Origin of the sequence: Shewanella sp. S23-S33, assembly GCF_043359565.1 — a bacterium.
GTDB lineage: Bacteria > Pseudomonadota > Gammaproteobacteria > Enterobacterales > Shewanellaceae > Shewanella > Shewanella oncorhynchi.
Genome location: NZ_JBHFFD010000077.1, coordinates 17358 through 42159, shown reverse-complemented (window position 1 = coordinate 42159; position 24802 = coordinate 17358). Strand labels below are relative to the sequence as shown.

Here is a 24802-nt window from a genome sequence, read left to right as displayed (position 1 = left end):
GATATAACGGGATGACAATTAACGCATTATGGATACCCGCCTGGTATGAGCTTGATCCGTCGATCGTAGTGGGTGTGACTGAGGAGTTTGTTTTTCACAAGACTGCCGCAAACGAGGCGTTAAAGTTTTACAGCGGTGCAAAGGAAAACGATGCCGTTAAGGCAATCGGAACTATTTCGGCCATTAAGCACAATGTCTTGGGGGACATTGAAAGTGTCGATGCGCAGGGGCTCGATTATACGCTTGTGTTGCAAGATGGACGGCGTTTGTTAGTCAACGCAGAGGAAAATCCTGGCTTGGTTTATGAGTGGGTTGATGACAGTTGGCAGCCTTCAGATATGGTCATTACAGATTGGACATTAACAGTACAATTTGCGTCTTTATCACCATTGACGCCAATAAAGTAATTGAAGGTTTATCGTGAGTAACTAGATGGCAAAGTGCAGTTAGCGCTCGGGATCCGAGGTTGACTGCACTTTTACTTGTTCAGCAAGTTGTTGGTATTCTTGTTTGATTTCTGCAATATAAACATCGTGAAAATTCAATTCATTAAATTCTTCTATACAGAGCTGATAACGGCGTAGCTGCTCAGATTTTTCTTCGGCGGTATCCCATATTTCCATTAGCATAGCGTTTGATTCCATTCATAAATTTAATATATGTATCCTGCATGCATTTTAACTATGTCTACTGATAATTAATCGAGTCGGCTTCAAAATGGTTACGCTTCATTTTGTCCTGAGACGTTATCTTTTCTATAAATCGATTTTAAACAAAGTGTTAGAGTTAACAGTTATGTTATACCGTATGGGTGTATAACTGTTTTCCTCGTCTTCTTCGGGACAAATGCTTACATCAAGGCGCTGCCATATCCTTATAGTGTTTCTATCTCGATGATTGGATTGTGCCTGTGAGCATTTTGCTCTAGATTGATATTTCTTTGTTTTTATCTTCTGGCCTTGATGCTTTTTTGCCCTTTGGAGCCTTGTAATGGCTAATATTCTGTTAGTTGCCAATCTCAACTGTGATCGGATCTTACTGCTTGATAAACCTTTAAAAACAGGTGGACGTTTCCATTATCAAGATGGCGGCCAAAGGCTCGGCGGCGGTGGGGCAAATACCGGATTAGGTTTAGTCTGGGCTGGGCATAGCGTCGCGCTGGTGAGTCAAGTGGGCCGTGATGACATGGGGGATTGGCTCATTGCAGAAGCCAGTACGCAAGGGCTCGATTGTCGCTTAGTGCAGCGCCGCACCGGCAATACATGCGAAATGCTGCTTGTAATGACGCCAGACGGCGAGCGCACCATTATTCGGCCACAAAGACCCATATTTGAATTATCTGTACCGCCGAAATGGCAGCCATGGGACGCGCTGTATTTTAATACTTCCGCAGAAGGCTCTGTCAGCTGGGCAAAAACAGCTTTAGAACATTGTCTTGTGGTCGCGCAATTAGCCAAGGACGACAGACAGAGACCTTGTCATATTTTATTGGCCTCCATGAGTGATATTCAGGGGCGTTGTGATGGCGCATCTTGGGAATATGGCAAAAGCATTGGCGGCGATTGTCTGCGTTACTTTATTGTCACCGATGGTATCAATGGGGCTAAGGTTTACACGCACGATCAAGTGCAGCATGTTGCCGCTATCCCTGCCACAGTTGTTGATACCACTGGCGCGGGTGATGCCTATGCGTCAGGGTTGATCCACAGTCTCTGCATCGGCCAGTCGATTACTGAGGCCATGGCAGAAGGGGCGATTTGGGCGGCATTTGCGGTGGCAACTGATAGTTCTATTCCGGGTGAGGCACTAAAACAGTATTTAGAGGCGAAGCAAATCGCATGATAAATCTGCGGGCGAGCAGTTTGAGTCATCTTTCTGTCATACGTCCTTGCTAGAGTATGTCTTGTGGCGCATAGCTTGTCCCTTAACGTTTTCTTGTACTTTTCTCCCATTTATTGGTTAGTATGTTTTTTGCCTCGTTTCCCCAACGAGGCATTTTTTTGCTCAAAATAAAGTTATTCCATCGTAGAACGCCAATACGACAGAAATCTTGTGCGGCCATGGCACAATTGCGTTAACATTTATTCAACTAAAATAGTTATCGTTAAATTAAAATAATAAGCCACTCAAGGTGTTCTGTAGTCTTTGGAGTTGAGAATGGGCAATAACGCTTGGAATGATAAAAATAAATTTATTTGGCTTCTGTCTGTTTTGCTTTTGGTCGCCTTTTTAGTGACCAGCGGTATCAGTTACAAAGTGGCTCATGATTCACTGAGCCAGCAAATAGAGAGCAATACCTTACCGCTCACAAGTGACAATATTTATTCAGAAATTCAACAGGATTTGTTACGACCCATCTTTATTTCATCCTTGATGGCGCAGGATACCTTTGTTCGGGATTGGACCTTAAGTCATGAGCAAGAGCCCGAAAAACTCATTCGTTACCTTAAGGAAATCCAAGAAAAATACGGTACAGTCACTAGCTTTTTTGTGTCTGAGAAAAGTCGAAATTATTACCATTCCACGGGCATTTTAAAACAAATTCAAGATGTAGAGCCTGACGATGCTTGGTATTTTCGAGTGCGCTCTTTACCCGAATCTGAACATTATGAGGTCAATATTGATGCCGATACGGCAGATCGCAGTAAGACAACCGTATTTGTGAATTATAAGGTTTTTGATTTTGAAGGAAAATTTATTGGTGTTACCGGTGTGGGGTTGGCGGTTGAAAAGGTTAAAGCCTTAATTGAGTTATATCAAAAGCGTTATAACCGCCGAGTGTTCTTTACGGATCGGCAAGGTAATGTCACTTTGCATGGCGATCAATATGACGGTACGGATTCGCTGCAAACGAACGTAGGGCTTGATAATTTGGCTACGCGTATTTTAACCAGCCCAAGTGCCGCCTTTAGCTATCAGAAAAACGGGAAAACGGTTTATCTCAATAGTCGCTTAGTTCCTGAGTTTAAGTGGTATTTGATTGTTGAGCAGGAGGATGCGCCACAAGAGCGGGAACTGTTAAATACGTTTTGGGGTAATTTGGCGTTAAGCCTAATGGTGACTCTAGGTATTTTATTCATCTCAAACATGACCTTAGGTCGTTATCAGCGCAAACTAGAAATTATGGCGTCTACCGATAAGCTCACTGGCGCCGCCAACCGTCAGGTGTTTGATGAGTACTTTAGGCAGGCGTTAGATAAAGCTAAGCTGACACAATCGCCTATTTCAATACTCTTGTTGGATATCGACCACTTTAAAAAAGTGAACGACAGTTATGGGCATGGGATTGGTGACTTAGTATTAAAAACCATGACTAATATGCTGCGTGGTTTACTACAACAACAGGATATTTTATGTCGCTGGGGCGGTGAGGAGTTTTTAATTTTACTCCCTGAGATGGATTTATCCCGAGCGGCAGAACTGGCAGAACAGATCCGTGACCTCATTTCCCAGCGGGAAATTAAAGTGAATGGATTGCACATTTCAATTACTGCCAGTATTGGTGTTGCTGAGCATCAAGTGCAAGAGCCTGCGGAGGACCTTATCAAACGTGCCGATCTGGCCTTGTATCAGGCAAAAGAAGCGGGCCGAAATCAAGTGGTGTTAAATCATTCATAGACTCTACTCGGTTCTTCTTGGCAGCAATGTTTAGCCTACCTTTGTGGGTTATGGCGCGGGTTGATTGTGTTATTGGCGTATCGCGGTTTACACTCTGACAGTAATGCGCGATAGGTCATTGATTTGGAGTTGCAGATGTCAAAGTTGTTGATTAATAAGTTGTCTGGATTGTACTTAGGAACTCATCTTCAAGAAATGTCCGGTGTTGCTACGGGGATTGATGGTAAGCAAGCGGCTCAACAACTGTTAGTGCATATCGACCATGTTGAAGGGGACGCGCAGGCCGATCCAAAACACCATGGCGGCCTTGATCGCGTGCTACATCATTTCCCCCGCGAGCACTACGGCCAATATCGTCGTTGGGACTTAATCACCCAGCTCGAAGATGCGCCCAGCATGGGAGAGAACATTAGCACAGTTGGACTGAACGAAACTCAAGTCAATATTGGCGATATCTTGCAAATTGGCGCAGTAAAAGTGCAAGTGACTCAGCCGCGTTCACCTTGTTTTAAATTGAATCTGCAATTTGGTCACAGAGAATTCGCCCTCGCTATGCAGCAAAGCCAATTATGTGGTTGGTTTTATAGAATCTTAACCCCAGGGATTATTCAGTTAAACGATAAGATTGAATTAGTTGAGCGTCGTACTGATATCAGTATTGCCGAGGCCATGTCACTCTATTTCTCGCCAACGTTTAATGCCAGTGCCTATGATCGTTTAGCTTCCTGCGAGGGATTAGCGCTGAGTTGGGTTAATAGCCTACAACGCCGCTTAGCATTGCAGACAGTAGAAGATTGGCAAATGCGTTTATATGGGCCGAGTGGAAAATAAGGCTTTATATTCAAAATGATAAAACAGGGATGACCTATGATTGAACCCGTTACAAAAAGTGATAAAGATTTTGGCTTACTGGTATACGCCTCAAGTTTTATTGGATACCTAGTGCCGTTGGGCTCTATTCTTGGTCCTTTGATCATTTGGCTGATGAAGCGTGAAGAGTCCGCATTTGTCGATCAATGTGGCCGTAGTTGTTTGAACTTTAAATTGAGCCTGTTGATTTATGTGATCATCAGTGGCGTATTAGCTTTGGTCGGCATTGGTTTCATCTTTTTAGCCATACTCGGCATATTCGATTTGGTGTGCACTGTGCTGGCGATTATTAAGGCCAGTGAAGGTAAAGTGTATCGCTATCCATTAACGATTAAATTTATTGCTATGGATTAATTACCTCTGCGAATTAAAGAAAAACGCCTTAGATGGAAACATCTAAGGCGTTTTTTATGGCGTAAGTTTTAAGGTTTTACACCTTAAACTTGGCCACTAAGGTATCTAAGCGGTGTGACAGTTGATTCAAGGCTAAACTCGCCTGTGCCGCCGCTTGTGCTGTATTGGCAGTACGTTGAGTAATGTCATTGATTTCAGTGACGTTACGGTTGATGTCCTCCACAACTGTGGATTGTTCTTCCGTTGCCGCAGCAACTTGAATGTTCATGTCGCTGATAAGACCAATGCGATCGCTAATGCCAATTAACGATTTGCTGGCTTCATCGACGGCCACAACGCCTTCGTGGGAGCGGGTACGACTCTGGGCCATCGCATTAACCGCGCGGCTGGCTTCCGATTGCAGTTTGTCGATCATGCCTTGCACTTCATTGGTCGATGCCGCAGTGCGTGAGGCTAAGTTACGTACTTCATCGGCCACGACAGCAAATCCGCGTCCAGCTTCGCCGGCACGTGCAGCTTCAATGGCCGCGTTAAGTGCTAACAAGTTAGTTTGCTCAGAGATTGCGCGGATCACATCTAAAATACCACCGATGGATTTAGTGTGGGTCGCGAGGGACTCAATCACTTCACCCACTTGGCCAACGTCTTTTGACAATTGGTTAATGGTATCGCGGGCACGGGTTACCACAACTTGGCCGCTGCTGGCTTCAGTATCTGCATCTCTGGCGGCAACCGCAGCTTGGGCGGCATTACTGGCAATTTCATTAACCGTCGCGCCCATTTCATTAATGGCCGTTACCACCATCATAGTGCGATCTTTCTGCTCGTGGCTGTCTTCTAAGGTTTGCTGTGCCTGATTCGACACATCCTTAGCCGAGAAACCGAGCTGTTCGCTGGTTTGTGCCACTTCGATGACAGATTCCTGTATCTTGCTGATAAAGCTGTTAAATCCCTTGGCGAGTTGCGCAATTTCATCTTCACCATTAACAGGTAAGCGTTGGCGTAAGTCACCTTCACCTTCGCCTATGTCGTGGAACATGGCGGCAACTTGGGCAATAGGACGACTCACTGAACCTGCCACCACGATGGCGAGTACAATAAAGCCCGCTGCAATGATTAGCGTCCAGATTAAGATCTGATAAGCCGCTTCGGTTAATAGTGCGAATACTTCGGCCTCTGGCACCTGTGCGACTAAGTACCAATCCATAGATGCGATATAACTACTGGCAACCAGCATGTTTTCGCCATTGATTTTGGTATTGATCAGATTGAAATCACTGCGGTTTAATAATGAGCTTGAACTCGCATCCTTGTATAAGTTGCTTAGGCTGCTCTTACCAATTTGGCTCGTATCTGGGTGGAGTTTTACCTCACCTTTAGCATCCACTAAGTAGACTAAACCAGTTTCTTCAATCTTAAACGAGCTCAGCAAACGCACCATGTCATCGAGTGATTTAGCAAGCCCGACTAAGCCGCGACCATTGGGTTGTTGGTAGTTGATGAAGAGTTTGACTTCGCCGTTGGCCTCAGTAAATACGTTCAACATACGTTCTTGGCCACTGTCTCGGTAACCAAAAAACCAGCCATCCTGCGCAGGAGTGAGCACTCGCAGAAAACCATCTTGAGTGTAGTAGGCGGCAGTTTGTCTATCTGCGTAGGAAGCTTGTGCTAGCTTATACTGACGAGTGATGTCTTTGAGTTGGGCTACGACTTGGGGTTCTTGGGCCTGTGGTCTACCGTCTTCTAGCCATTGCAGTAACATGCGGCTACTGGCCAATTGCTCTGCAGCATTCATCAAAGTGGAAATGTCGAGATCGATCTTATTGCGAATTTGCATCATTAAGCTCGGTAATTCCGAACCTAACATCCTTTGTTGTACGACATTTTTCGCGCTACGTTGGCTTAATACGCCGACGAGTATGGTCGACAACAGTACTGCAAATGTCACTGTTAACAGAATTTTCTGCTTAATGGTGAGGTTATTAAATATCATAAATATCAATATGCCTGTGTTGGACTATTTTGAGTTATCGGTCAACGCACTCTTGTACGGTAAAAGATTATCGGACAGAAATGTTAAAAGTTAACCTTAGTCTAGGCCGGTTGCCGAATAAAACAGCGTATAGAACACTTATTTGGCCTAACCTGTTGGTCTTGCTGTAGATCTAATTATGTAGAGTATAGATGGAAATGAGATGGTGATTGAAAACGAACTCTTTTTTGTGTGGCAATTGTGGCCAATGTCGCGAGTAAGGGCAAGCAAAAAAAGTGAACTATTCGTGTAAAAGGTGAAAAAAAGGCGCTCCACTGAGCGCCATTATTTACATTTATCATCCAAATGTTACATGTTGGGGTAGTTTGGACCACCACCACCTTCCGGTGTAACCCAAGTGATGTTTTGGCTCGGATCTTTAATGTCGCAGGTTTTGCAATGAATGCAGTTTTGCGCATTGATTACAAACTTGGGTTGACCCGCCTCTTCGACGATTTCATACACGCCTGCTGGGCAGTAACGCTGTGCTGGCTCATTAAACTGAGTCAAGTTAATGCCCAGTGGAATGCTGCTGTCCTTGAGACGTAAATGGCATGGCTGATCTTCCTCATGATAAGTGCTCGACAGATACACTGAGGACAGTTTATCGAAGCTAAGCTTGCCATCGGGTTTTGGATAATCAATCTTGCTGTAAGCGCTCACAGGTGCCATTTGCGCATAGTCTGGGTGCTCATCACGCAGTGTGATAGGGAACTTTCCGCCAAACCAGTTTTGATCTATATAGTTGAAGGCGCCGCCTAAATAGGTACCAAATTTGTGCATTGCTGGACCAAAGTTGCGGGATTTATGCAATTCTTTGTATAGCCAGCTTTCTTCAAGGTGGGTTTGGTAACAGTCGAGATCTTTACCGCCTTCAACCCCTGCCATCATGGCTTTACCTAAGGTTTCTGCTGCAACAATTCCGCTCTTCATCGCAGTGTGAGTGCCTTTGATTTTCGCAAAGTTCAACGTACCCGCGTTGCAGCCTATGATCAGCCCACCAGGAAAACTCATCTTAGGTAGTGAGTTTAAGCCGCCTTTAGTAATCGCGCGGGCGCCATAACTAAGGCGTTCGCCACCCTTTAAATACTTAGCAATCACAGGGTGGGTTTTATAGCGCTGGAATTCGTCAAATGGGCTCAGATGCGGATTTTTGTAGTTCAAATCAATAATAAGGCCGACCGCAATTTGGTTATCTTCCATGTGATAAAGGAAGCCGCCACCCGATGCGCCCTCGGTTAATGGCCAGCCACCTGTGTGAACGACTTTGCCTTGTTCGTGTTGCTCGGCGGGGACTTTCCAAATTTCTTTGAAGCCTAAACCATAATGCTGTGGTGTTTTACCATTATCTAAATGGTATTTTTCGATAAGTTGCTTGCCTAAGTGGCCGCGGCAACCCTCGGAGAAAACGGTATATTTAGCATGCAACTCCATGCCTGGCATAAAGCTGTCTTTGGGTTCGCCATCGGCACCCACTCCCATATCGCCAATCAAAATACCTTTAACGCTGTTATCGGCGTTAAATAGCAGTTCACTGGCGGCAAAGCCGGGGAATATTTCGACACCGAGTTCTTCTGCGCGATTGGCAAGCCAGCGGGACAGATTACCGACGCTGATAATAAAATTGCCGTCGTTGTGCATGGTTTTTGGCACAAAAGCATTAGGCATGACTCGGCCGTCGGTGGCTGAGCTGAGTAGGTAGATTTCGTCGTGGGTGACAGCGGTTTTTATTGGGGCATCTTTTTCGCGCCAGTCGCTGAATAGCTCGTCTAGCACTTTTGTCTCGAACACTGCGCCTGACAGAATATGCGCGCCCACTTCTGAGCCTTTTTCTACCACACAGACGGTAATTTCTTTACCTGAATCCTGTGATATTTGCATTAATCGACATGCCGTGGCCAAGCCAGCTGGACCAGCACCGACGATAACAACATCGAATTCCATTGATTCGCGTTCCATCAGTTCACCTCTTCCTTCACGTTTCCCCGATTTTTATCGAGTGTTGTAGTTTGTAAACGGGCGTTTTATTGCTTGCACCACCTTACCTGAAAATAAGATAAGGTCACAGTGGATTAAGCTGCTGTTTAGTCTAATTCAATACAAATCTTTAGGTGAGGACTGTCACAGATTATTCACGCTAGCGTGATCTAGGTTAATAAATACCTGTTTAGGGGTATAGCTAGTGAGTACTTTCGGCCTATAATCACCGACGACGGTTCTCCGAGCTTGCCTGCCTAAGTCGAAAGATATGGAGGTGTAGCCGTGGTAATAATGCCACCGGGGTGGGATAAGAAATGCTCTCACCTCCCACACTTGGAAAGGTGATCATGTCTCAATTACAAGACAGCTTTGGTCGAAAATTTCACTATTTACGGATGTCAGTCACTGACGTTTGTAACTTCAAATGCAGTTACTGCCTTCCTGATGGTTATCATCCTGAAGGTAAACCAAAATTCTTATCTCTCAATGAGATAGAAAACTTAGTCTCCGCATTTAGCCAAGTCGGCACCCAAAAAATCCGCATTACAGGCGGTGAACCTACCCTGCGTAAAGACTTTACCGACATCATTCGTGTCGTCGCTGATAACCCGCGCATTCATACTATTGCGACGACCACTAATGGATATCGACTCGAAAAGCATGCCAAAGAATGGTTCGATGCTGGCTTGCGTCGTATCAATGTGTCCGTGGATAGTTTAGATCCCAAAATGTTTTACCAGATCACCGGCGAAAATAAGTTTGACGAAGTGATGCGGGGGATTGATGCCGCTTTATCGGCAGGTTTCGAGCGAGTAAAAATCAACGCCGTACTGCTTAAAGGCTTAAACGATAAAGATTTGCCACGTTTTTTACACTGGATTAAACACACGCCAATCGACCTGCGTTTTATCGAGCTGATGGAAACGGGTCTTGGTCGTGAGTATTTTGAAGCCCATCACCTAGCGGGCGCCGACATCAAAGCACAGTTACTGGCAGATGGCTGGCAATTAGATACGCCAAGTGCCTCCGATGGTCCAGCCCAAAATTTCAGCCGCAGCGATTATCAGGGCCGTATCGGCTTGATCATGCCCTATGCCAATAATTTTTGTGCTACCTGTAACCGTTTACGGGTATCTGCTAAGGGTAAATTGCACTTGTGCCTCTTTACGGAATCCGGTGTCGATTTACGTGATCTACTACAGCATTCTAACCAGCAAGCGGAATTAATTGAGCGTCTGCACGGTCAATTAGCCCAGAAGAAAGAAACCCATTACTTGCATCAAGGCATCACAGGTGTCACTCAGCATCTTGCCTCTATTGGCGGCTAGACCTAGTTTTAGGTCTGTTGCCATAGCCAATTTAGCGCGAGTATAAGCTCAATTTCCCTTGTATCCTGTTTTGACCTCAATTAAAGGATCGCTCCGATGAGCAATGTATTTACCCATATTAATGCCGATGGCAATGCCCATATGGTCGATGTAACTGAAAAAGCCGTTACCGAGCGCGAAGCCCGTGCAGAAGCTTTTATTGAGATGGCGAGCACGACACTCGAGATGATCATGAGTGGCAGCCACCACAAGGGTGATGTGTTTGCGACCGCGCGTATTGCGGGCATTCAAGCCGCAAAAAAAACCTCAGACCTTATCCCTCTCTGCCATCCGCTGATGCTAACGAAAGTTGAAGTCGATTTAGAGGCACAACCTGAACATAACCGCGTGCGTATTACTAGCCTGTGCAAGTTATCCGGCAAAACGGGCGTAGAGATGGAAGCGTTAACTGCAGCTTCAGTGGCGGCGTTAACTATCTATGACATGTGCAAGGCTGTGCAAAAAGATATGGTGATCTCCCAAGTCCGTCTGTTGGAAAAGCGTGGCGGCAAGTCGGGACATTTTAAGGTTTAGCGGATCAAAAACGAGAGAAGACTATGATTAACGTGTTGTTTTTTGCTCAAGTTCGAGAATTGTTGGGCACAGCTAAATTAAGTCTAGAGGCGAGCGAGCAGACACAAACTGCCGAAGCATTACGGGCAACGCTGGCGGCCACCGACGACAAATGGGCTAAAGTATTAACCTCTGACAAATTGCTGGTGGCGGTAAATCAGACCATTAGCCAATGGGATACACCTGTAAGCGATGGTGATGAAGTCGCCTTTTTCCCACCGGTTACAGGAGGTTAATATGCGTTTATTACCCGCAGTTCGAGTGCAAGAGGTCGATTTTAGTGTTTCTGACGAATATCGCCAGCTAGCTCAAGATGATAGCGATGGTGCCGTAGTCACTTTTGTCGGCAAAGTGCGTGATTTTAACGATGGCGCCGCGGTGACAGATTTAACCTTAGAGCACTATCCGGGCATGACCGAAGCCGTGTTAGAACAAATCGTTGCCGAGGCGCGTAGCCGTTGGCCGCTTAATAAAGTTACGGTTATTCACCGTGTCGGTACTATGGCTTTGGGTGAGCAGATTGTGTTTATCGGCGTAACCAGCGCCCATCGCAAGGCCGCTTTTGCTGCCTGTGAATTCTTAATCGACTTTTTAAAAACCAAAGCGCCATTCTGGAAATTAGAAGCGGGCGAGCAAGGTAAAAGTTGGGTTGAAGCGAAAGATGCCGATGAACAAGCGGCTAAGCTATGGCAACACAAAGACTAGTCGCGTGGCAGAGATACTCGTAGTCGCAACGCAGCTTGCCAGTTTAAGACCCGCGCGAATATTGCACTAAGGTGACCCAATGCAGAGTTTGACCCGTTTCTTCCATACCTGTGTTTTTGCATTACTCTGGTGCTTGGCGGTCGCGCCATCTAGCAGCCGAGCGGCTGATAATACAGCGATTCCCGCAATTGCCGCTGCCTCTGATTTACGTTTTGCCCTCGATGATATTAGCCAAAAATTTACCAATGAAACTGGGCTAAAAGTAAAAATATCCTATGGGTCATCGGGCAATTTTGCTACTCAAATCCAAAATGGTGCGCCCTATGAATTATTTTTATCTGCGGATGAAAAATATATTCAGCAATTGCATAGTGCTGGCGTTGCCCGCGATGCTGGCGTTCTTTATGCCCAAGGGCAACTCGCTATTGTTGTACCTAAAACAGGTCGTTTGTCCGTTGATCCTGAACTTAAGGGGTTAGCCGAAGCACTCGCTGCAGGAAAAATTACCCGTTTTGCTATTGCTAATCCTGATCACGCTCCCTATGGCGAAAAGGCCAAAGAAGCATTGCAGTTTGTGCAGTTGTGGGATGCGATTCAACCTAAATTGATCCTCGGGGAAAATGTGTCCCAAGCAGGGCAGTTTGCGATTAGTGGTTCAACCCAGGGCGGGATTATTGCGCTCTCTTTAGCTATGTCTCCTACTTTTGCCAAACATAGCGATTACGCCATAGTGCCAGCAAAAATGCATAGTCCACTGTTTCAGCGTATGGCATTAATGGCCAAGGCGGGTGAAACTGCTCAGCATTTTTACGATTATTTAAGAGCCGATAGTGCTCGTCGTGTTTTGGCCGATTATGGTTTTTCATTGCCAGAGCAACCATGATGGATTGGCAGGCACTGTGGTTATCGGTCAAGCTGAGTGGCATCACAGTTTTAGTGTTGATTCCTTTAGCTATTTTGGCTGGACGGGCATTAGCCTATCGTCAATTTGTCGGCAAATCTTGGGTCGAGGCGCTGATCATGGTGCCCTTAGTATTACCGCCAACTGTGATTGGTTATTACTTGCTGGTGGGGCTTGGCAGTCAAAGTTGGCTCGGACAATGGATTGAGCAAGTCATGGGTCAGCAACTGGTGTTTCACTTTTCTGGTCTGGTTATCGCCTCTGTTTTAGTCAATATTCCCTTCGCTGTGCAGCCGATACAACGCGCCTTCGAAGCTGTGCCGAATGATGTTCGCGACGCAGCGGCTTGTTGCGGCATGAGTCGACTTAAAATTCTACTTAAAATTGAATTGCCTATGGTGTGGCCGGGTGTGCTAACGGCATTAGTTCTGTGCTTCTCCCATGTGCTTGGGGAGTTTGGCGTTGTGCTGATGATGGGCGGTAATATTGCTGGCGAGACTAAGACGATTTCGATTGCAATTTATGACAGTGTGCAATCATTCGATTTTAATGCCGCTGGCACTATGTCATTAGTCTTATTGCTGTTTGCCGTGACGGCGTTAGCACTAACAACCAGTCTATCGCGGCGTTTAGGAGGTCAGCGTGGCGCAAATCATCGCTGATCTGCAGTGTCAGATCCAAAATCATAAACACATTAAACTCAACGCCGATTTTCGCTGTAAAGCGGGTGAAGTACTTGCTGTGGTCGGGCCGTCTGGCGGTGGAAAAACCACGCTGCTACGGATGATCGCTGGGTTAAATCATCCCGATACGGGACAAATCCACTTTGGCGATCGGCCTTGGTTTGATGATAAAGCGCGTATCGCCTTAAGCCCGCAGCAACGCCATATCGGTTATATGCCGCAGCATTTTGGCTTATTTCCGAATCTCACTGCCTTAGAAAACGTAGTCGCTGGACTTGACCATATCCCCAAATCGGAGCGCATACCGCGCGCGAAAGATTGGCTCGAACGGGTCAATCTACAGGGATTACCCGATAGATTACCGGCGCATTTATCGGGCGGCCAGCGCCAGCGCGTTGCGCTTGCCAGAGCGCTTGCCCGTGAACCGTCGGTTTTGTTGCTGGATGAGCCTTTTTCTGCGGTGGACAGGGAAACTCGCGAGCGTTTATACCTTGAACTTGCGCGCCTCAAAGAGCAGTTACTTTGCCCAGTTATTATGGTCACCCATGACTTAAATGAAGCCTTGCTGCTGGCTGATTCGATGATTTTGATCAGCCAAGGCAAGATGCTACAGCAAGGTGCACCTTTCGAGGTGTTATCGCAGCCACGAAATGAAGCTGTGGCTAGGCAGATGGGGCTAAGAAATATTTTTGATGGTGAAGTGGTATTTCAAGACAGCACTAAAAATCTCACTTGGCTTAAATTTGGTGAGCAGCTAATTGCCTGCGACTATGGCAAAGATCGCCCTGTGGGAAGTCGAGTCCGTTGGGTTATCCCCAATCAAGGTATTCGTTTTAATTCGATATCCAAAGGGCGTTTATGCCGCAGTTTTAATAAATTAGATGTCACGATCGACGCTATGCTGGTGATGGGCGAATCTGTTCGGCTTATCTGCTACGTCACTGGCACTCCGTTACAACTTAACACTGAAGTCTCGCTGCATTTTGCCCAAAAGCTTGCTCTTACTAAGGGGATGCAAACCACAGTGGCACTCAAATCAGAACAAATTCATATTTTGGAATAGCTTAGTCCACCATGATAACTTTGAGTAAACCTGCCACCATATTAGGTGCGATTTCGCATTATTGCGTCTAGCTCAGTTATCAATTGGGCTATTGTCGTTTGAAATTGAGCCAATTCTGCTTCAGCATTATTATTTCCCTGTTGCCTCATTTTTTCTTCGAGTATCCAAGCGTGCTCTGCTATTGATGTGAGCCCTAACATACTGATAGTTCCAGCACATCTATGGATCTTATCCGCAAGTTGAGGTGTTTTAAGTTGAATATCCTGAAGTGAGGTTTCGAGCTCAGTTTTAAACATTAATAACATTTTGCTTAATGTCTCTTCGCGACCAAAGGCATCCTCTAATATTTTTATATCGATAAGTGCTGGTTTTGCAGACGGTAGCCATTTCAAAAGCATTTCATACAGATCATCTAAGTGCAGTGGTTTTGCCAGTAAGTCATCCATCCCAACTGCGATGCACCTTTGCTTCTGCTCATTTAGCACGTTGGCCGTGAGTGCGATGATGGGAATATGTTGCCCCTCGATTTCCTGCGATCTCACTTGTTGGCAAAAAGTGTAGCCATCCATCACTGGCATGCGGCAATCACATAACACTAAGTCATATTGAGTCTTTTGCATGAGAGCGAGCGCTTGGGCACCGTTATCTGCGATATCGCATGTTAGGCGTAACTGTTTCAGCTGTCGCTGCACCAATATCTGATTAAGTTGATGATCTTCAACTAATAATATTTTGCATTCTGGCCAGTTAAACTTAAATTGAATATCCCTTTGCGGGGTTGAGACGATAGTATCAATCCACCCCATGTTGATGTAACACACATCCTTCACAGCCTGTGATGTTAAGGGGTTAGCATTCAATAAACATTGCTCATTTTGATATCTATAACCCAGTGCTTCATTAAAGTGAGTGCAGAGTATGTGTTGCCGATCATCCGAAGTATTATCAGTAAACAACAGGTCTGCATTGGCTTTATTCTCTGTTAATACAATGCCTAATGAAGCTACATGCCAAGATAAAGTGTGACGTAGTTTTATATCGCCGATGGCGATATATGCTTTTAATCCCTGTAATTGCTCATCAAATTCATTCTGAGCCACCACAGGTAAGCGAATGCGTAAACCAATAAATGTGCCTAAATGAGGGGCGCTATTCAGGATGATGTCGCCGCCCATCATTTCGGCGAGTGTATGGCTAATGGCAAGGCCCAAACCTGCACCACCATAGCTACGTGTTGTCGAGACGTCAGCTTGCTCAAAAATATTGAATATTCGCGCTTGAGTCTCAGTGTTCATGCCGATACCCGTATCTTGTACGCCAATGAGCAGTAATTGTTGACCTTCTTGTTCGGCTTCAAGCTTGACTGAGACTTCAATAAACCCGCGTTCAGTGAATTTAATGGCGTTATTTACCCAGTTGAATAGGATTTGCTTTATGCGAAGACTGTCTCCTGTTACCCGTGCTGCTACGCCTTGGTCAACGTGTAAGTAGAGGCTTAAGCCTTTAGTGCGTAAATCATTCATGACCATATTAAGCGTACTATCGAGAACTTCACGCAATAGAATAGGGGTTGATTCTAAGCGCATTTTCCCCATGTCTATTTTAGAAAAATCGAGAATATTATTAATGATTTGGAGGATTTCTTCCGCGCCATTACTAATGATTTGCACCATTTGTTTTTGTTCTATACCAAGAGGGGTAAAGCTGAGTTGCTCTGCCATACCCACGAGTCCATTCATGGGCGTGCGGATCTCATGGCTCATGGCTGCGAGAAATTCAGCTTTTCTTTTAGTGGCTTGCTCGGCGTTTTCTTTTGCGATGGCCAGAGCATTTTCGACGATGCGCCGTTTATTGATTTCTTGCCTGAGTTTTAAATAGGCTATGGTTAAGCCGCCAATGAAAAGCAGTAAACCTATCGCAATTGGCAGTAGTGTTTTGAGTAAGGTGTGCCAAGAGATGCCTTCGCTGTAATTTACGGCTAGCCAAGTATTGCGGATCTGCTGTTTTTCTTTCTCACTCATACTGGAGAAAACACGGTTAATTAATGGGATAAGTGGCCAATAAGGTTCACGAACGGCAACAGCGAGTTCATCTTTATAAGGTGTTGGTGCCGCTACTCGTAATTCATCGTCAAATTTGTCGTCGATGAGCATAGTCACAACGGCCAAATTACCTATGTAAGCCGCTGCTTTGCCCTTTGCGACTAAGGTCAGACCTTCGTCGGGATTGGCAGAAACTACAACATCGATATTCGGATAGGCTTTTTTAATGCTTGGCAGCAGTAGATTATCTGTGATGACCACGCGTTGAAAGTTCAGTTCTGACAGCCCCGCGATTCGCGGACTGTTGCGGGCAGTGGCTATAACAATAGGGAAAGACGTAAACACTTCGCTCATGTGCCAGTCTGGATATTGTGCTTTCAATCGCGTTGGAATAATGGCGAGATCAATCTCATGGTTAACAAGTGCGCTTTGGATTTCATCCCACGTTCTGGTTTTTTGTGCCGCATAATCTAGCCCTAGCTTTTCTCTGAATTGTTCAAGATAATCAGCAAGTAAACCAACCAAGATGCCTTTATTGTTAACCGAAGAGAATGGCATCCAATGACTTACAAATCCGACTCTGAGTGAAGGTAAACCTGCCAGCCATTCGCGTTCATTGGGTCTAAGTAGAAAATTACTGTGGCCTAAAAAATGAAGATCGCCCATACCTAGCCAAGTCACTTCGAGAGCATTGCGCTCTTCTACACTCAGAGCCATTAAGGCGTTATCGAGTTGTGTTACAAGCAGGCTATTGTTCTTCGTGATCCCTAAATGTAAGTTTTCCATCATCAGGGGGGCTTGGGCAACGATAAGAAGTTCAGGGTGTGCACTAATGTATTGGTTTGCAACATGAAGATTACCGATATAGGCATCGGTCGTTTTATCAATGACGGAGGAAAGTGCTTGTTCTGTATTAGAAAATGTTACTTCTGTTACGGTTGGATAATGCAGTTTGACTAATTTCTCAGTCGAGAATCCTTTTTCAACGGCGATCCGAGCTTGGCCAAATTCACTCACATCGCGAAAAAATCGGCTGTCGTAACGAATAACGACAACAGTAGGGGAGGTGTAGTATGAGCGGCTAAACATAAGGCATTGAGTACGTTCAACAGTACGAAAAGCGTCAAGCAAGACATCGACTTCCCCATTACAGCCAGCAGAATAGAGGCTCATCCAATTGGGATAAACCTTCCAGTCAATTTGATAATTAAGATTTTTGGCGAGCAGTTGTATGAGTTCGACACTAAATCCCGTTGTTATCTGGTCATTAATTTGTTGAAAAGGTCCCCAGCCGTTGGCGAGTACGCCTACTCTAATTGTTGTGGTTTTGGGCTGTTCGGCATGTGTGATAAAAGTCATGCATAGCAGGGATAAGCAACTGAAGATGCAAAGAAGTTGGTAACGCATTTTTTGAGTAGCACTCATCTCTATGACCAAAGTGTATTAAGTCTCGAAAAAAACACCGATGCCAAGTAGTATAGATAAGGCATCCATAAGTTCACATTATCACGAGGAGTTATATATGGCTTTTAAGATCATCCTTGCCGACGATCACCCTATTATACTCACTGGCGTGCGTAGTTTGATGGCTGAAATGCAGCCAAGTTGTGACATTGTTGCTGAAGCAAATAATGTTTCCGAATTATGGCGTACATTAGAGCAACATGAATGTGACTTATTGATCACAGACTTTAGTATGCCTAATGATGACAATGTCGATGGTATGGCCATGATTAAACAGCTAAGACGAAAATATCCAAATTTACCCATAATAGTGTTGACTCAAGTACATAATTTAGGTGTATTACAAGCGCTGTTACAGATTGGAATACAAGGCTTATTATTAAAAAAATCAGTCATTGCCGAATTAGAAAAAACAGTTAAAAAAGTATTATTAGGTTCTGTTTACATAGGTGAAACCGTTCGTGAACTGTTAAATGAACAAGGCATTAATCAATATGTCACCCCAGTCGAACTTTCATTGAAAGAACTAGAAGTGGTACGTTTACTGGCAAATGGCATGTCAGTGACTCAAGTTGCCAGTTATTTACACCGCAGTGTAAAAACCATTAGCACCCAAAAAACCAATGCAATGCAAAAGCTTGGTTTAAAAAGTGACAGTGAGTTGTTTCATTATGCACAGCAACAGGGCTTGTTTTAATGTTAAAGTGGAGGGATTTCAGCCTCGAACATAATCGTCACATCCCCTTGGTAAGTGCTTCCTGGATATTTCATCATTTCAGTTAAGTTGGTTTTGCTAATTTCAAACAATAGCTTTCTTGCAACATTGATATATGCTCCATCAATATTTGTAAAATGGTACTTTGATGTTGATAGCAGTATTGATTTTCCTTCACCATTGATATAACTGATTTCAATATTTGTTTTGTGACTGTTTTTAATGTTGTTGAGTTGGCACTGGCCATTGTTTTGATATTGGCAATAACTCAATGAAACATCAAATGGTGCGCTAAACCAAAGCTTAAACGGCAATTCAGCTTTCAAGTTTGGGGGTGTTTTTCCACTATTCATCCATTGAAACCAGCCCTTGGGCGGTTGCAATATCACTTTATTGCTGCCAGCAGGGAATTCGACTTTAAGTTGATGCGTGACCCTTAAAGAAAATTCTATCGTTACGTTTGAGTCTGAATAGGTCGCATCGCCAAAATCGAGATCTTTATTGCGTCCAAGGCTCAACGTTAAGCTGCCCTTATAAGTGCCATTTTCCATTTTTAAAGGATCGGGGGGTTGCAGCTTATAGCCAATATAAATTCTTCTAAGAGTGATTTTGTCTGAAGAGAAAGATGATTGGAATTTATTGTAATAACACACTCCACCAGATTTTTGATTGGCATTTTTTATGTCGTAGAAATAATCCAATGACCAAGCGCCTGCCCATATGTTTAGTCTAAAGTTACAATCACCTTGCACATTATGTTCAGGCCAGTACGTTCCAGTTGTGCCAGCCTCTTTTATTATATTGGGTGTTTGAGCTGAACCGATTTGCGTTAATTGAAACTTCATTTTATGGACTTTGCCACTTCCTACCTTAGTTAATTCAATAGTTTTCTCTCCGGTAAATTTTTGATATGTGATCGCATGTTCTAATTTACCATCATTACTAATGAGCCTTGAGGTGATGTTTGTCGGTATACTAATAGCTTGTTCTTTGTCTAATGAGGCTGTACCTTTGCACCAAAAATCACCGTTCGTAGCTTCAGGCACTGAACATGGTGTCGTGTTAATAAACTTACTACCATTAATATCATAGGGTGCAGGTTTATATTCAGCAGTAACTTGAATTGTAGCTGCCTCTGTTAATGGGCTGAGTAGTAGATGTCCCATCAAGGCATATAAAGCGTAACTATAATTCACTTGGCTAGGTTCTCTGTTAATGTTTGTTGTGCCCATGTTTGGGCATTACAAGTGATATTGCCTAATAGCAATAGGTTCTGTTCACGTTTTACTCGGTGTAAATCGAGTTCAAGGTTGCACTCTTGTATACCTTGATACTCCACTTGCAAGCTCGGATGGTGTTCACTCATTTCGACGGCAAAAAAGCCATCGGCCTCACTCAAGCTTCGTCCCGCATGGTTGGCGATAAGCGCGCCTTTAAGTGGCAATCCCTGTTGATTCACTAAGCGGCCAATCACAGTGACAGTCTTCATGACTCTGATTTGTTGGTAACTGACTCCTCCCTTATTGAGGTGGTAGTGCAATACGCTCGGTTGGATGACTGAAGGTGTGTCATCAAAGTCCTGTATGGCGAGTTGTACGCTACCACTGCGATAGGCGGTCACTGGCACTAAGTTGCGCCCAGGCTTTAAGGTGACACTGCCACCGTGCTCATCTTCTGCTTGTAAAATGATGTCTGGGGTATCAGCCATGACATCGATTATCATGCCCGCATCGTGGTTTTGGCTTTGGCCTGAGATACTGAGTTCACCTTGTTGCCCCAGTGCAACCATACTATCGAGGTTTATGCCGCCTGTGATGCCGCTGTTATAGGACGATGACTGTGCATAGGCATCCCCGCTAACAATATCGTTGCTAAAGCGGCTATTGGCGGTTGCACCAACCCCATAGCTATCCGTATTTAGCCCCATCCCTATGGTTTCAATGCCACGCCAGTCTAGTTGCTGTTGGTAATCAACATAGGCATGCTGTTCTTGCCCGCCAGAACGTGAAGTTCTGCTGCCTAAACCACCACCCATTCGACGCGTTTGATCGCCTAAGTTCATACTGAAATAAAGTGCTCCGCCTTGGTCGCGCTGGCCTGAAGTGTTAATGCTGCCGGGACGATCGAACGCATTTAAACTCCAGCTCATTTGGCGTCCCCAGAGTTTGCCGTTGTACTGCCAACCTAAGTCAATACCTTGACCTTGCTCAGATTGATGTGACAAATAGGCGGAAATAGAGTGACCTCTCCCTAGGTTATGTTGCAGCGATGCACTCGTCTTTTGGGGATTAGAGTTCGTAATATCACTGCTTTGCGATTGGCTGAGTTGTTGCTGATGGCTGAGTACAAAACTACCTTGCCTGTAGCTATAAACTGCTTGCAAATCAAAATCGCTGCCCTGTTGCTCATTCATCACCCAGTTACCAAAAAAGCGCAGTTGTTGGTTCCAGTCCCAATCAGCCGAAACGCTGTAGTGCCAACCTTTATCCATAAATTGAGCCGCAGCGCCAAGGATGATCGCCGATGTTAATAAGTAGTTTGCGAGTACCCCCGTGCTGAGTCCGCGTCTGCTTTCATCATCCCAATTCGTTATATCTTGTAACTTTTCTCCAGCAAACAAGTTCACCCGAAAGGGTTCTTCAGTGTTTTGCCATTGAATGGGTTTGTTAATGATTTCTCGACGACGTTCAGTGACTTGGCCATCTTCTAGAATCCGAATTTCAACTTCATATATGCCAGATGGTAATACTTTTGTATCAATGGCTTGTAAGCCCGCGTTAATTTGTTGCGAGTTGATCAATTGCCCATTTTGGTAGATTTCTACCATACCTGCACGATTCGGAGTGACATAAATCGGTGTGGCACTGGCATAGGCTTGATCGACCAATAACTGATTAGAGTCACCCAACATCACGCCCATCACAGCTTGTGAGCTGCCGCTATAAATGATGGGCTGACGAACTAAACCTTGGGCATAAGGGGAGAAATACCCGAGTCGATAGAAGCGTCCTTCGTTTTGACGTTCTGTATACAACTGTTGAATAGTCGAGTTGAGTGTCTCTTCATTATTTTGAGTGACTTCACCTTCAAGTAGTGTGGTCCACTGGCCTAAACTTGCTTGGGCTTGCAAATTATAACGGCCTGCGTAATCGCTCTCATTGGATTGACTCCAATTGAGTTGTTGTCGAAATAGTGCACCGTAGCTTCCCTGTTCAGGCAAGGCATAGTAGTGCGAGCTTGATGGCTGCTTTTCGATATTGGCCGTTAAAATAGATAATTGAGAATTCTCCAAATTATATTCAATCGCTAATATGCCGCCCTGACAGCCTTTTGGGCACAAACCCAATTTATGTTTCTGGTTTAATTGCGCTATCCATAATTGTTGCTGACGTTCGTCAAGATCGCTTTCGCTCACGTCAACGAGTTTTAATAGTTGCACACTGGTATCGAGTCCTAACACTATTTCACCTTCGCCAAGCAATTTATTATCGATGGTGATTCTTACTGTTAATGGGGCATTAAAAAAATGCTCAGAAAATCCATCAGGCAAGTCTTGATATTGCTTTAGCAGCTTGAGTGAGTCTGACGGCGTGCTATTAGCCAAAGAGCAAGAGCTAAAGATTAGCGTTGCGATCAGAATAGTCAGGATCAAAGATGACAAGTGTGTTGCCTCATATCGAAAAAATGAAAAGCATGAGTCGTTAACTTGAAAATTAATAAAGCTCCCTTTACGGGAGCTTTTTTGAAATTTAACTTAATAAATCTCTATGGTTTTTTAATTGGCGCTTCCGATTCGAAAATCATATTGACCATGCCTTGGTAGTTACCTGCTACATAGCCGCTTGCTGGCGCAGTAGGAATGATCTCTAGTGCAAGGGTTTTACCCGTTTTAGCATTGTCGACATCGACTAATTCAGTCGCAGATGTCTTCAGTTCAATACCGCCCACTTTAACTGTTAGTGCAATATTATCATTGCCACTGGCGATAATGGCTGGGTTTGATAAGTAACCCGTAATAGCACCAATAGTACTTTTAACTTCTAGTTGCTTATTTAATTGATCTAGCTTTTTTGTATGGGCGTTATATGCTAACTTTTGCTGGCTGTTGATCCAGTTATCATTGCCTGTTGGTTGCACAAAAAAGTTCTCTGACGGAATTTGTGCAATCACAGTGACTTGATGTTCAATCTTTTCAGCCGCAAATGAGTTCATGGCCACTAATAAGGTTATTGGGGCCGCTTTCCATATTTTCATTACAGTCTCCTTTAGGATGCATTAGTTACCAATAACTATGCTTTTGGTTTTATCACCTTCAATCAATTGAAAGTGATAGCTTTCGTTACTATTTTTTACCAGTTGCTTTTTTGAGCCGGGTAAGATGTGCAATTTGGTCGCTGTGGAACACTCTTTGGTTTTTTTGTTACATGATTCAAAAAAATCTAAAACAATAGTCGTATTCCCGTTATTTTTTATTTCTGCGCTATTTTTGTCTTCCGTTATTTCAGTCGAGTATTTAGGTTCTTCTGGGGTGATAAATAAAAATGCCCCATAACCTGTTAGTATTTGTATTCCGGCAGTGAGTTCTTCACGCGTTTGTTCATTTTTTTGCTCATCAAATCCATCATTGTTTTTTGGCTGCACTGGTACAAAGCGAACTCTAAAGTAACGTTCTGTGTCTTTTTTATCTAAGAATAATAATCTCGTTGCTTGTACTCCCTTGGCTGGAATAATTAAGCGAGACGGGCTAGCTATCAAGGCGCGGTTTTCTGCGTATTGTTCAGGTACTTCGTATGGCAGACCATGTTCATCATATTTTATTTCATTGATAGATATTTTAATAAATGCGGTTGAATTGCCCATGTTCATTATTTTTTTCAAATAAGTGGTTTTATTGCTAGGCATGTAGTCAAATAAGGTGCCTATGCTTATTTCTGCCGCAGCATAAACTTGAGAGCTATAAAAAATAATACCAAACAGCGCTAAATATAATCGCATTATTATTGAGTTACCTTGTATTGAGTTGCCTTGGTTTCATTTTTGGTTGATGTTGCTGTTCGATTGGAACAACATTTTAGCTGTATTTTATATGGGTGATTTTTATGCGTTAATAGGAATAGTCCTATAATAAAGTTAGTGATTTTTTGTTTTTAGGATTTATCTGATAGAAGCGAGTGCCAATTTAGTTAAAATAAATCAGATTATTAATATTCTGTAGGTATCTATGCTGTCAGTTAAGCGTAAAAAAGTGAGTGAAGATATTGCAAGCTGCATTATGTCTGATGTGGTTATGCCTTTTTATCAACCTATTATCGGGGTTGATAAAACCGTTATAGGATATGAAGCACTTGCACGCCGTTGGGATGCCAAGCGTCATGCATATACAGGTATTGATTTTTTATTGTTAGATAAAAATGCTTCTTTGCACATTGATATATGGATGTTGAGGTCGATTATCAAAGACTTACCTCGATTGGCCGATCAAGGCGTTGGCATACTGTCCATTAATTTAAATCCCATGCCATACAGTGTGACTTATCAAAATTTATTACAAATGCTGTTGCTTCAAGCAAAAGTGCTGTGCATCAAAATTTGGTTTGAAGTGTTAGAACACACTTTATTAGATGATAAACAGCATGAATTGATTGAAATGTTACGGGCACGAGGAGCCAGCATCGTACTGGATGATTTTGGCACCCAAGAATGTAATTTCTTGCGTATGATGGTATTGCCCTATGATGTCATCAAGTTAGACCGTTCCCTTTTGCTGCAAGCTTGTCGCTCTTCACATTCAATGCGTATGTTGACGAGCTTAGTTGAGTATTTACAGCGATTAGGAATGCAGGTTGTTTGTGAAGGTGTGGAGACTTTGACGCACATTGATGTGGCAACCTTATTGGGATGCGATTATCAACAGGGGTATGCCCATGCTATGCCTGCGCCGATTTCACACTGGGGATAGTTAGGACGAATCACGCACTAGATGCAAATTAACTGAGGCTGTTTATTTTGTTTTTCGCTTACCGAGTAATCCAATCCAAAATGTCCCTTCCAATAGCATGCCTAAGATGATGAACACCAATGCACTGGTGGCGCTGCCATAGGCATAAGCGCTTAATGCTGCTATTAGTAACAAGCTTAAGCTTATCCATCGTATGACTGGTTTCATTTTCGCTCCGATTAAAAAATACCGTTACCTGATGCTAAGTTATCTGACTTTAGTCGAGGGCGATTTATTTGCCAATCCCACTTTTTAATGACACAGATAGACTAAAATACCCGCTAAAATTCAATCCTCTTGATTCTAAATGGCGAAATTGAGTGTTATCACTGAAAATGTCATGTTTAAAAATCCTCAGATGATCAAAGCTTAATCTTGTTTCCATCGGTGTTTAAGCTGGTATTAGGTAGACTTAACACATTAGCCACAAAATGATT

The 24802-nt window shown here is 44.0% G+C and carries 23 protein-coding genes and 1 riboswitch; of the genes, 14 read left to right on the top strand and 9 right to left on the bottom strand.

Going from position 1 to position 24802, the window contains the following annotated elements:
- Positions 1-11 precede the first annotated feature (11 nt).
- Positions 12-407, top strand: a complete 396-nt coding sequence (locus ACHA99_RS22305; RefSeq protein ID WP_219234738.1) for a hypothetical protein — start codon at positions 12-14, stop codon at positions 405-407.
- Between the two features lie 39 nt (positions 408-446).
- Here the strand turns inward: ACHA99_RS22305 and ACHA99_RS22300 are convergent, their stop codons facing one another.
- Entirely contained in the window at positions 447-629 is a 183-nt protein-coding gene (locus ACHA99_RS22300) for a hypothetical protein (RefSeq protein WP_105251075.1), read from the bottom strand.
- A gap of 361 nt (positions 630-990) precedes the next feature.
- Between ACHA99_RS22300 and ACHA99_RS22295 the strand changes: the two genes are divergently transcribed.
- The 4 genes from ACHA99_RS22295 (at position 991) to ACHA99_RS22280 (ending at position 4842) form a co-directional block, all read left to right on the top strand.
- Positions 991-1842: a PfkB family carbohydrate kinase gene (locus ACHA99_RS22295; protein WP_393945047.1), complete on the top strand. Its 852-nt coding sequence runs from the start codon at positions 991-993 to the stop codon at positions 1840-1842.
- 315 nt (positions 1843-2157) lie between these two features.
- The gene (locus ACHA99_RS22290) at positions 2158-3618 is read left to right on the top strand and encodes a diguanylate cyclase (RefSeq protein ID WP_105251077.1); all 1461 of its coding nucleotides are present in this window, start codon (positions 2158-2160) and stop codon (positions 3616-3618) included.
- A 135-nt stretch (positions 3619-3753) separates the two neighbouring features.
- On the top strand, positions 3754-4449 hold the full coding sequence (locus tag ACHA99_RS22285) for an MOSC domain-containing protein (RefSeq protein ID WP_393945044.1): 696 nt from the start codon (positions 3754-3756) through the stop codon (positions 4447-4449).
- A 36-nt stretch (positions 4450-4485) separates the two neighbouring features.
- The gene (locus ACHA99_RS22280) at positions 4486-4842 is read left to right on the top strand and encodes a DUF4870 domain-containing protein (RefSeq protein WP_105251079.1); all 357 of its coding nucleotides are present in this window, start codon (positions 4486-4488) and stop codon (positions 4840-4842) included.
- A gap of 76 nt (positions 4843-4918) precedes the next feature.
- On the opposite strand, the gene ACHA99_RS22275 is transcribed toward ACHA99_RS22280, so the two are convergent.
- On the bottom strand, positions 4919-6835 hold the full coding sequence (locus tag ACHA99_RS22275; protein ID WP_393945042.1) for a methyl-accepting chemotaxis protein: 1917 nt from the start codon (positions 6833-6835) through the stop codon (positions 4919-4921).
- Positions 6836-7183: 348 nt separating this feature from the next.
- The gene (locus tag ACHA99_RS22270; protein ID WP_393945040.1) at positions 7184-8833 is read right to left on the bottom strand and encodes an electron transfer flavoprotein-ubiquinone oxidoreductase; all 1650 of its coding nucleotides are present in this window, start codon (positions 8831-8833) and stop codon (positions 7184-7186) included.
- Between the two features lie 247 nt (positions 8834-9080).
- Positions 9081-9214: riboswitch (molybdenum cofactor riboswitch) on the top strand.
- On the opposite strand from ACHA99_RS22270, the gene moaA reads away from it, so the two are divergent.
- From moaA to ACHA99_RS22235, 7 genes are all read left to right on the top strand, one after another.
- Positions 9202-10182, top strand: a complete 981-nt coding sequence (gene moaA / locus ACHA99_RS22265) for a GTP 3',8-cyclase MoaA (RefSeq protein WP_105251082.1) — start codon at positions 9202-9204, stop codon at positions 10180-10182. It overlaps the preceding riboswitch by 13 nt.
- A gap of 96 nt (positions 10183-10278) precedes the next feature.
- Complete coding sequence (gene moaC / locus ACHA99_RS22260) at positions 10279-10755, top strand: cyclic pyranopterin monophosphate synthase MoaC (protein ID WP_006079755.1); 477 nt, start codon at positions 10279-10281, stop codon at positions 10753-10755.
- A 23-nt stretch (positions 10756-10778) separates the two neighbouring features.
- Entirely contained in the window at positions 10779-11030 is a 252-nt protein-coding gene (moaD, locus tag ACHA99_RS22255) for a molybdopterin synthase sulfur carrier subunit (RefSeq protein ID WP_105251084.1), read from the top strand.
- Position 11031: 1 nt separating this feature from the next.
- Positions 11032-11499, top strand: a complete 468-nt coding sequence (gene moaE / locus ACHA99_RS22250; protein ID WP_105251085.1) for a molybdopterin synthase catalytic subunit MoaE — start codon at positions 11032-11034, stop codon at positions 11497-11499.
- A gap of 79 nt (positions 11500-11578) precedes the next feature.
- Positions 11579-12382, top strand: a complete 804-nt coding sequence (gene modA, locus ACHA99_RS22245; RefSeq protein WP_263196894.1) for a molybdate ABC transporter substrate-binding protein — start codon at positions 11579-11581, stop codon at positions 12380-12382.
- Entirely contained in the window at positions 12382-13062 is a 681-nt protein-coding gene (modB, locus tag ACHA99_RS22240; protein WP_106648406.1) for a molybdate ABC transporter permease subunit, read from the top strand. The genes modA and modB overlap by 1 nt, the downstream gene beginning before the upstream one ends.
- Entirely contained in the window at positions 13043-14146 is a 1104-nt protein-coding gene (locus ACHA99_RS22235; protein WP_393945036.1) for an ABC transporter ATP-binding protein, read from the top strand. Before modB ends, ACHA99_RS22235 begins: the two co-directional genes overlap by 20 nt.
- Before the next feature lie 41 nt (positions 14147-14187).
- Here ACHA99_RS22235 and ACHA99_RS22230 read toward each other — a convergent pair whose 3' ends face one another.
- The gene (locus ACHA99_RS22230; RefSeq protein ID WP_393945034.1) at positions 14188-17547 is read right to left on the bottom strand and encodes a response regulator; all 3360 of its coding nucleotides are present in this window, start codon (positions 17545-17547) and stop codon (positions 14188-14190) included.
- Positions 17548-17710: 163 nt separating this feature from the next.
- Between ACHA99_RS22230 and ACHA99_RS22225 the strand changes: the two genes are divergently transcribed.
- The gene (locus ACHA99_RS22225) at positions 17711-18349 is read left to right on the top strand and encodes a response regulator (RefSeq protein ID WP_393945032.1); all 639 of its coding nucleotides are present in this window, start codon (positions 17711-17713) and stop codon (positions 18347-18349) included.
- A gap of 2 nt (positions 18350-18351) precedes the next feature.
- On the opposite strand, the gene ACHA99_RS22220 is transcribed toward ACHA99_RS22225, so the two are convergent.
- The 4 genes from ACHA99_RS22220 to ACHA99_RS22205 form a co-directional block, all read right to left on the bottom strand.
- Positions 18352-19599 carry a hypothetical protein gene (locus ACHA99_RS22220; protein WP_393945030.1) on the bottom strand — a complete coding sequence of 416 codons (1248 nt, stop codon included), beginning with the start codon at positions 19597-19599 and terminating at the stop codon, positions 18352-18354.
- Positions 19560-22028: a CS1-pili formation C-terminal domain-containing protein gene (locus ACHA99_RS22215; protein ID WP_393945028.1), complete on the bottom strand. Its 2469-nt coding sequence runs from the start codon at positions 22026-22028 to the stop codon at positions 19560-19562. Before ACHA99_RS22215 ends, ACHA99_RS22220 begins: the two co-directional genes overlap by 40 nt.
- 104 nt (positions 22029-22132) lie before the next feature.
- A complete protein-coding gene (locus tag ACHA99_RS22210) occupies positions 22133-22621 on the bottom strand; it encodes a CS1 type fimbrial major subunit (protein WP_168826436.1) in 489 nt (162 codons plus the stop codon).
- Positions 22622-22642: 21 nt separating this feature from the next.
- Entirely contained in the window at positions 22643-23362 is a 720-nt protein-coding gene (locus ACHA99_RS22205; RefSeq protein ID WP_393945026.1) for a hypothetical protein, read from the bottom strand.
- Positions 23363-23588: 226 nt separating this feature from the next.
- Here ACHA99_RS22205 and ACHA99_RS22200 point away from each other — a divergent pair, with 226 nt between their 5' ends.
- On the top strand, positions 23589-24326 hold the full coding sequence (locus tag ACHA99_RS22200) for an EAL domain-containing protein (protein WP_393945024.1): 738 nt from the start codon (positions 23589-23591) through the stop codon (positions 24324-24326).
- 42 nt (positions 24327-24368) lie between these two features.
- Here ACHA99_RS22200 and ACHA99_RS22195 read toward each other — a convergent pair whose 3' ends face one another.
- A complete protein-coding gene (locus tag ACHA99_RS22195) occupies positions 24369-24533 on the bottom strand; it encodes a hypothetical protein (RefSeq protein WP_105251095.1) in 165 nt (54 codons plus the stop codon).
- Between the last annotated feature and the right edge of the window lie 269 nt (positions 24534-24802).

Excerpts from the sequence above, each read along its gene's own strand:
- ACHA99_RS22270 (WP_393945040.1), bottom strand. The coding sequence starts at position 8,833 with ATGGAACGCGAATCAATGGAATTCGATGTTGTTATCGTCGGTGCTGGT.
- ACHA99_RS22275 (WP_393945042.1), bottom strand. The coding sequence starts at position 6,835 with ATGATATTTAATAACCTCACCATTAAGCAGAAAATTCTGTTAACAGTG.
- ACHA99_RS22230 (WP_393945034.1), bottom strand. The coding sequence starts at position 17,547 with ATGACTTTTATCACACATGCCGAACAGCCCAAAACCACAACAATTAGA.
- ACHA99_RS22205 (WP_393945026.1), bottom strand. The coding sequence starts at position 23,362 with ATGCGATTATATTTAGCGCTGTTTGGTATTATTTTTTATAGCTCTCAA.
- ACHA99_RS22305 (WP_219234738.1), top strand. The coding sequence starts at position 12 with ATGACAATTAACGCATTATGGATACCCGCCTGGTATGAGCTTGATCCG.
- modB (WP_106648406.1), top strand. The coding sequence starts at position 12,382 with ATGGATTGGCAGGCACTGTGGTTATCGGTCAAGCTGAGTGGCATCACA.
- ACHA99_RS22225 (WP_393945032.1), top strand. The coding sequence starts at position 17,711 with ATGGCTTTTAAGATCATCCTTGCCGACGATCACCCTATTATACTCACT.
- moaE (WP_105251085.1), top strand. The coding sequence starts at position 11,032 with ATGCGTTTATTACCCGCAGTTCGAGTGCAAGAGGTCGATTTTAGTGTT.
- ACHA99_RS22300 (WP_105251075.1), bottom strand. The coding sequence starts at position 629 with ATGCTAATGGAAATATGGGATACCGCCGAAGAAAAATCTGAGCAGCTA.
- ACHA99_RS22290 (WP_105251077.1), top strand. The coding sequence starts at position 2,158 with ATGGGCAATAACGCTTGGAATGATAAAAATAAATTTATTTGGCTTCTG.
- ACHA99_RS22210 (WP_168826436.1), bottom strand. The coding sequence starts at position 22,621 with ATGAAAATATGGAAAGCGGCCCCAATAACCTTATTAGTGGCCATGAAC.
- moaA (WP_105251082.1), top strand. The coding sequence starts at position 9,202 with ATGTCTCAATTACAAGACAGCTTTGGTCGAAAATTTCACTATTTACGG.
- moaC (WP_006079755.1), top strand. The coding sequence starts at position 10,279 with ATGAGCAATGTATTTACCCATATTAATGCCGATGGCAATGCCCATATG.
- ACHA99_RS22195 (WP_105251095.1), bottom strand. The coding sequence starts at position 24,533 with ATGAAACCAGTCATACGATGGATAAGCTTAAGCTTGTTACTAATAGCA.
- ACHA99_RS22285 (WP_393945044.1), top strand. The coding sequence starts at position 3,754 with ATGTCAAAGTTGTTGATTAATAAGTTGTCTGGATTGTACTTAGGAACT.
- modA (WP_263196894.1), top strand. The coding sequence starts at position 11,579 with ATGCAGAGTTTGACCCGTTTCTTCCATACCTGTGTTTTTGCATTACTC.
- moaD (WP_105251084.1), top strand. The coding sequence starts at position 10,779 with ATGATTAACGTGTTGTTTTTTGCTCAAGTTCGAGAATTGTTGGGCACA.
- ACHA99_RS22200 (WP_393945024.1), top strand. The coding sequence starts at position 23,589 with ATGCTGTCAGTTAAGCGTAAAAAAGTGAGTGAAGATATTGCAAGCTGC.
- ACHA99_RS22220 (WP_393945030.1), bottom strand. The coding sequence starts at position 19,599 with ATGGGCACAACAAACATTAACAGAGAACCTAGCCAAGTGAATTATAGT.
- ACHA99_RS22280 (WP_105251079.1), top strand. The coding sequence starts at position 4,486 with ATGATTGAACCCGTTACAAAAAGTGATAAAGATTTTGGCTTACTGGTA.
- ACHA99_RS22295 (WP_393945047.1), top strand. The coding sequence starts at position 991 with ATGGCTAATATTCTGTTAGTTGCCAATCTCAACTGTGATCGGATCTTA.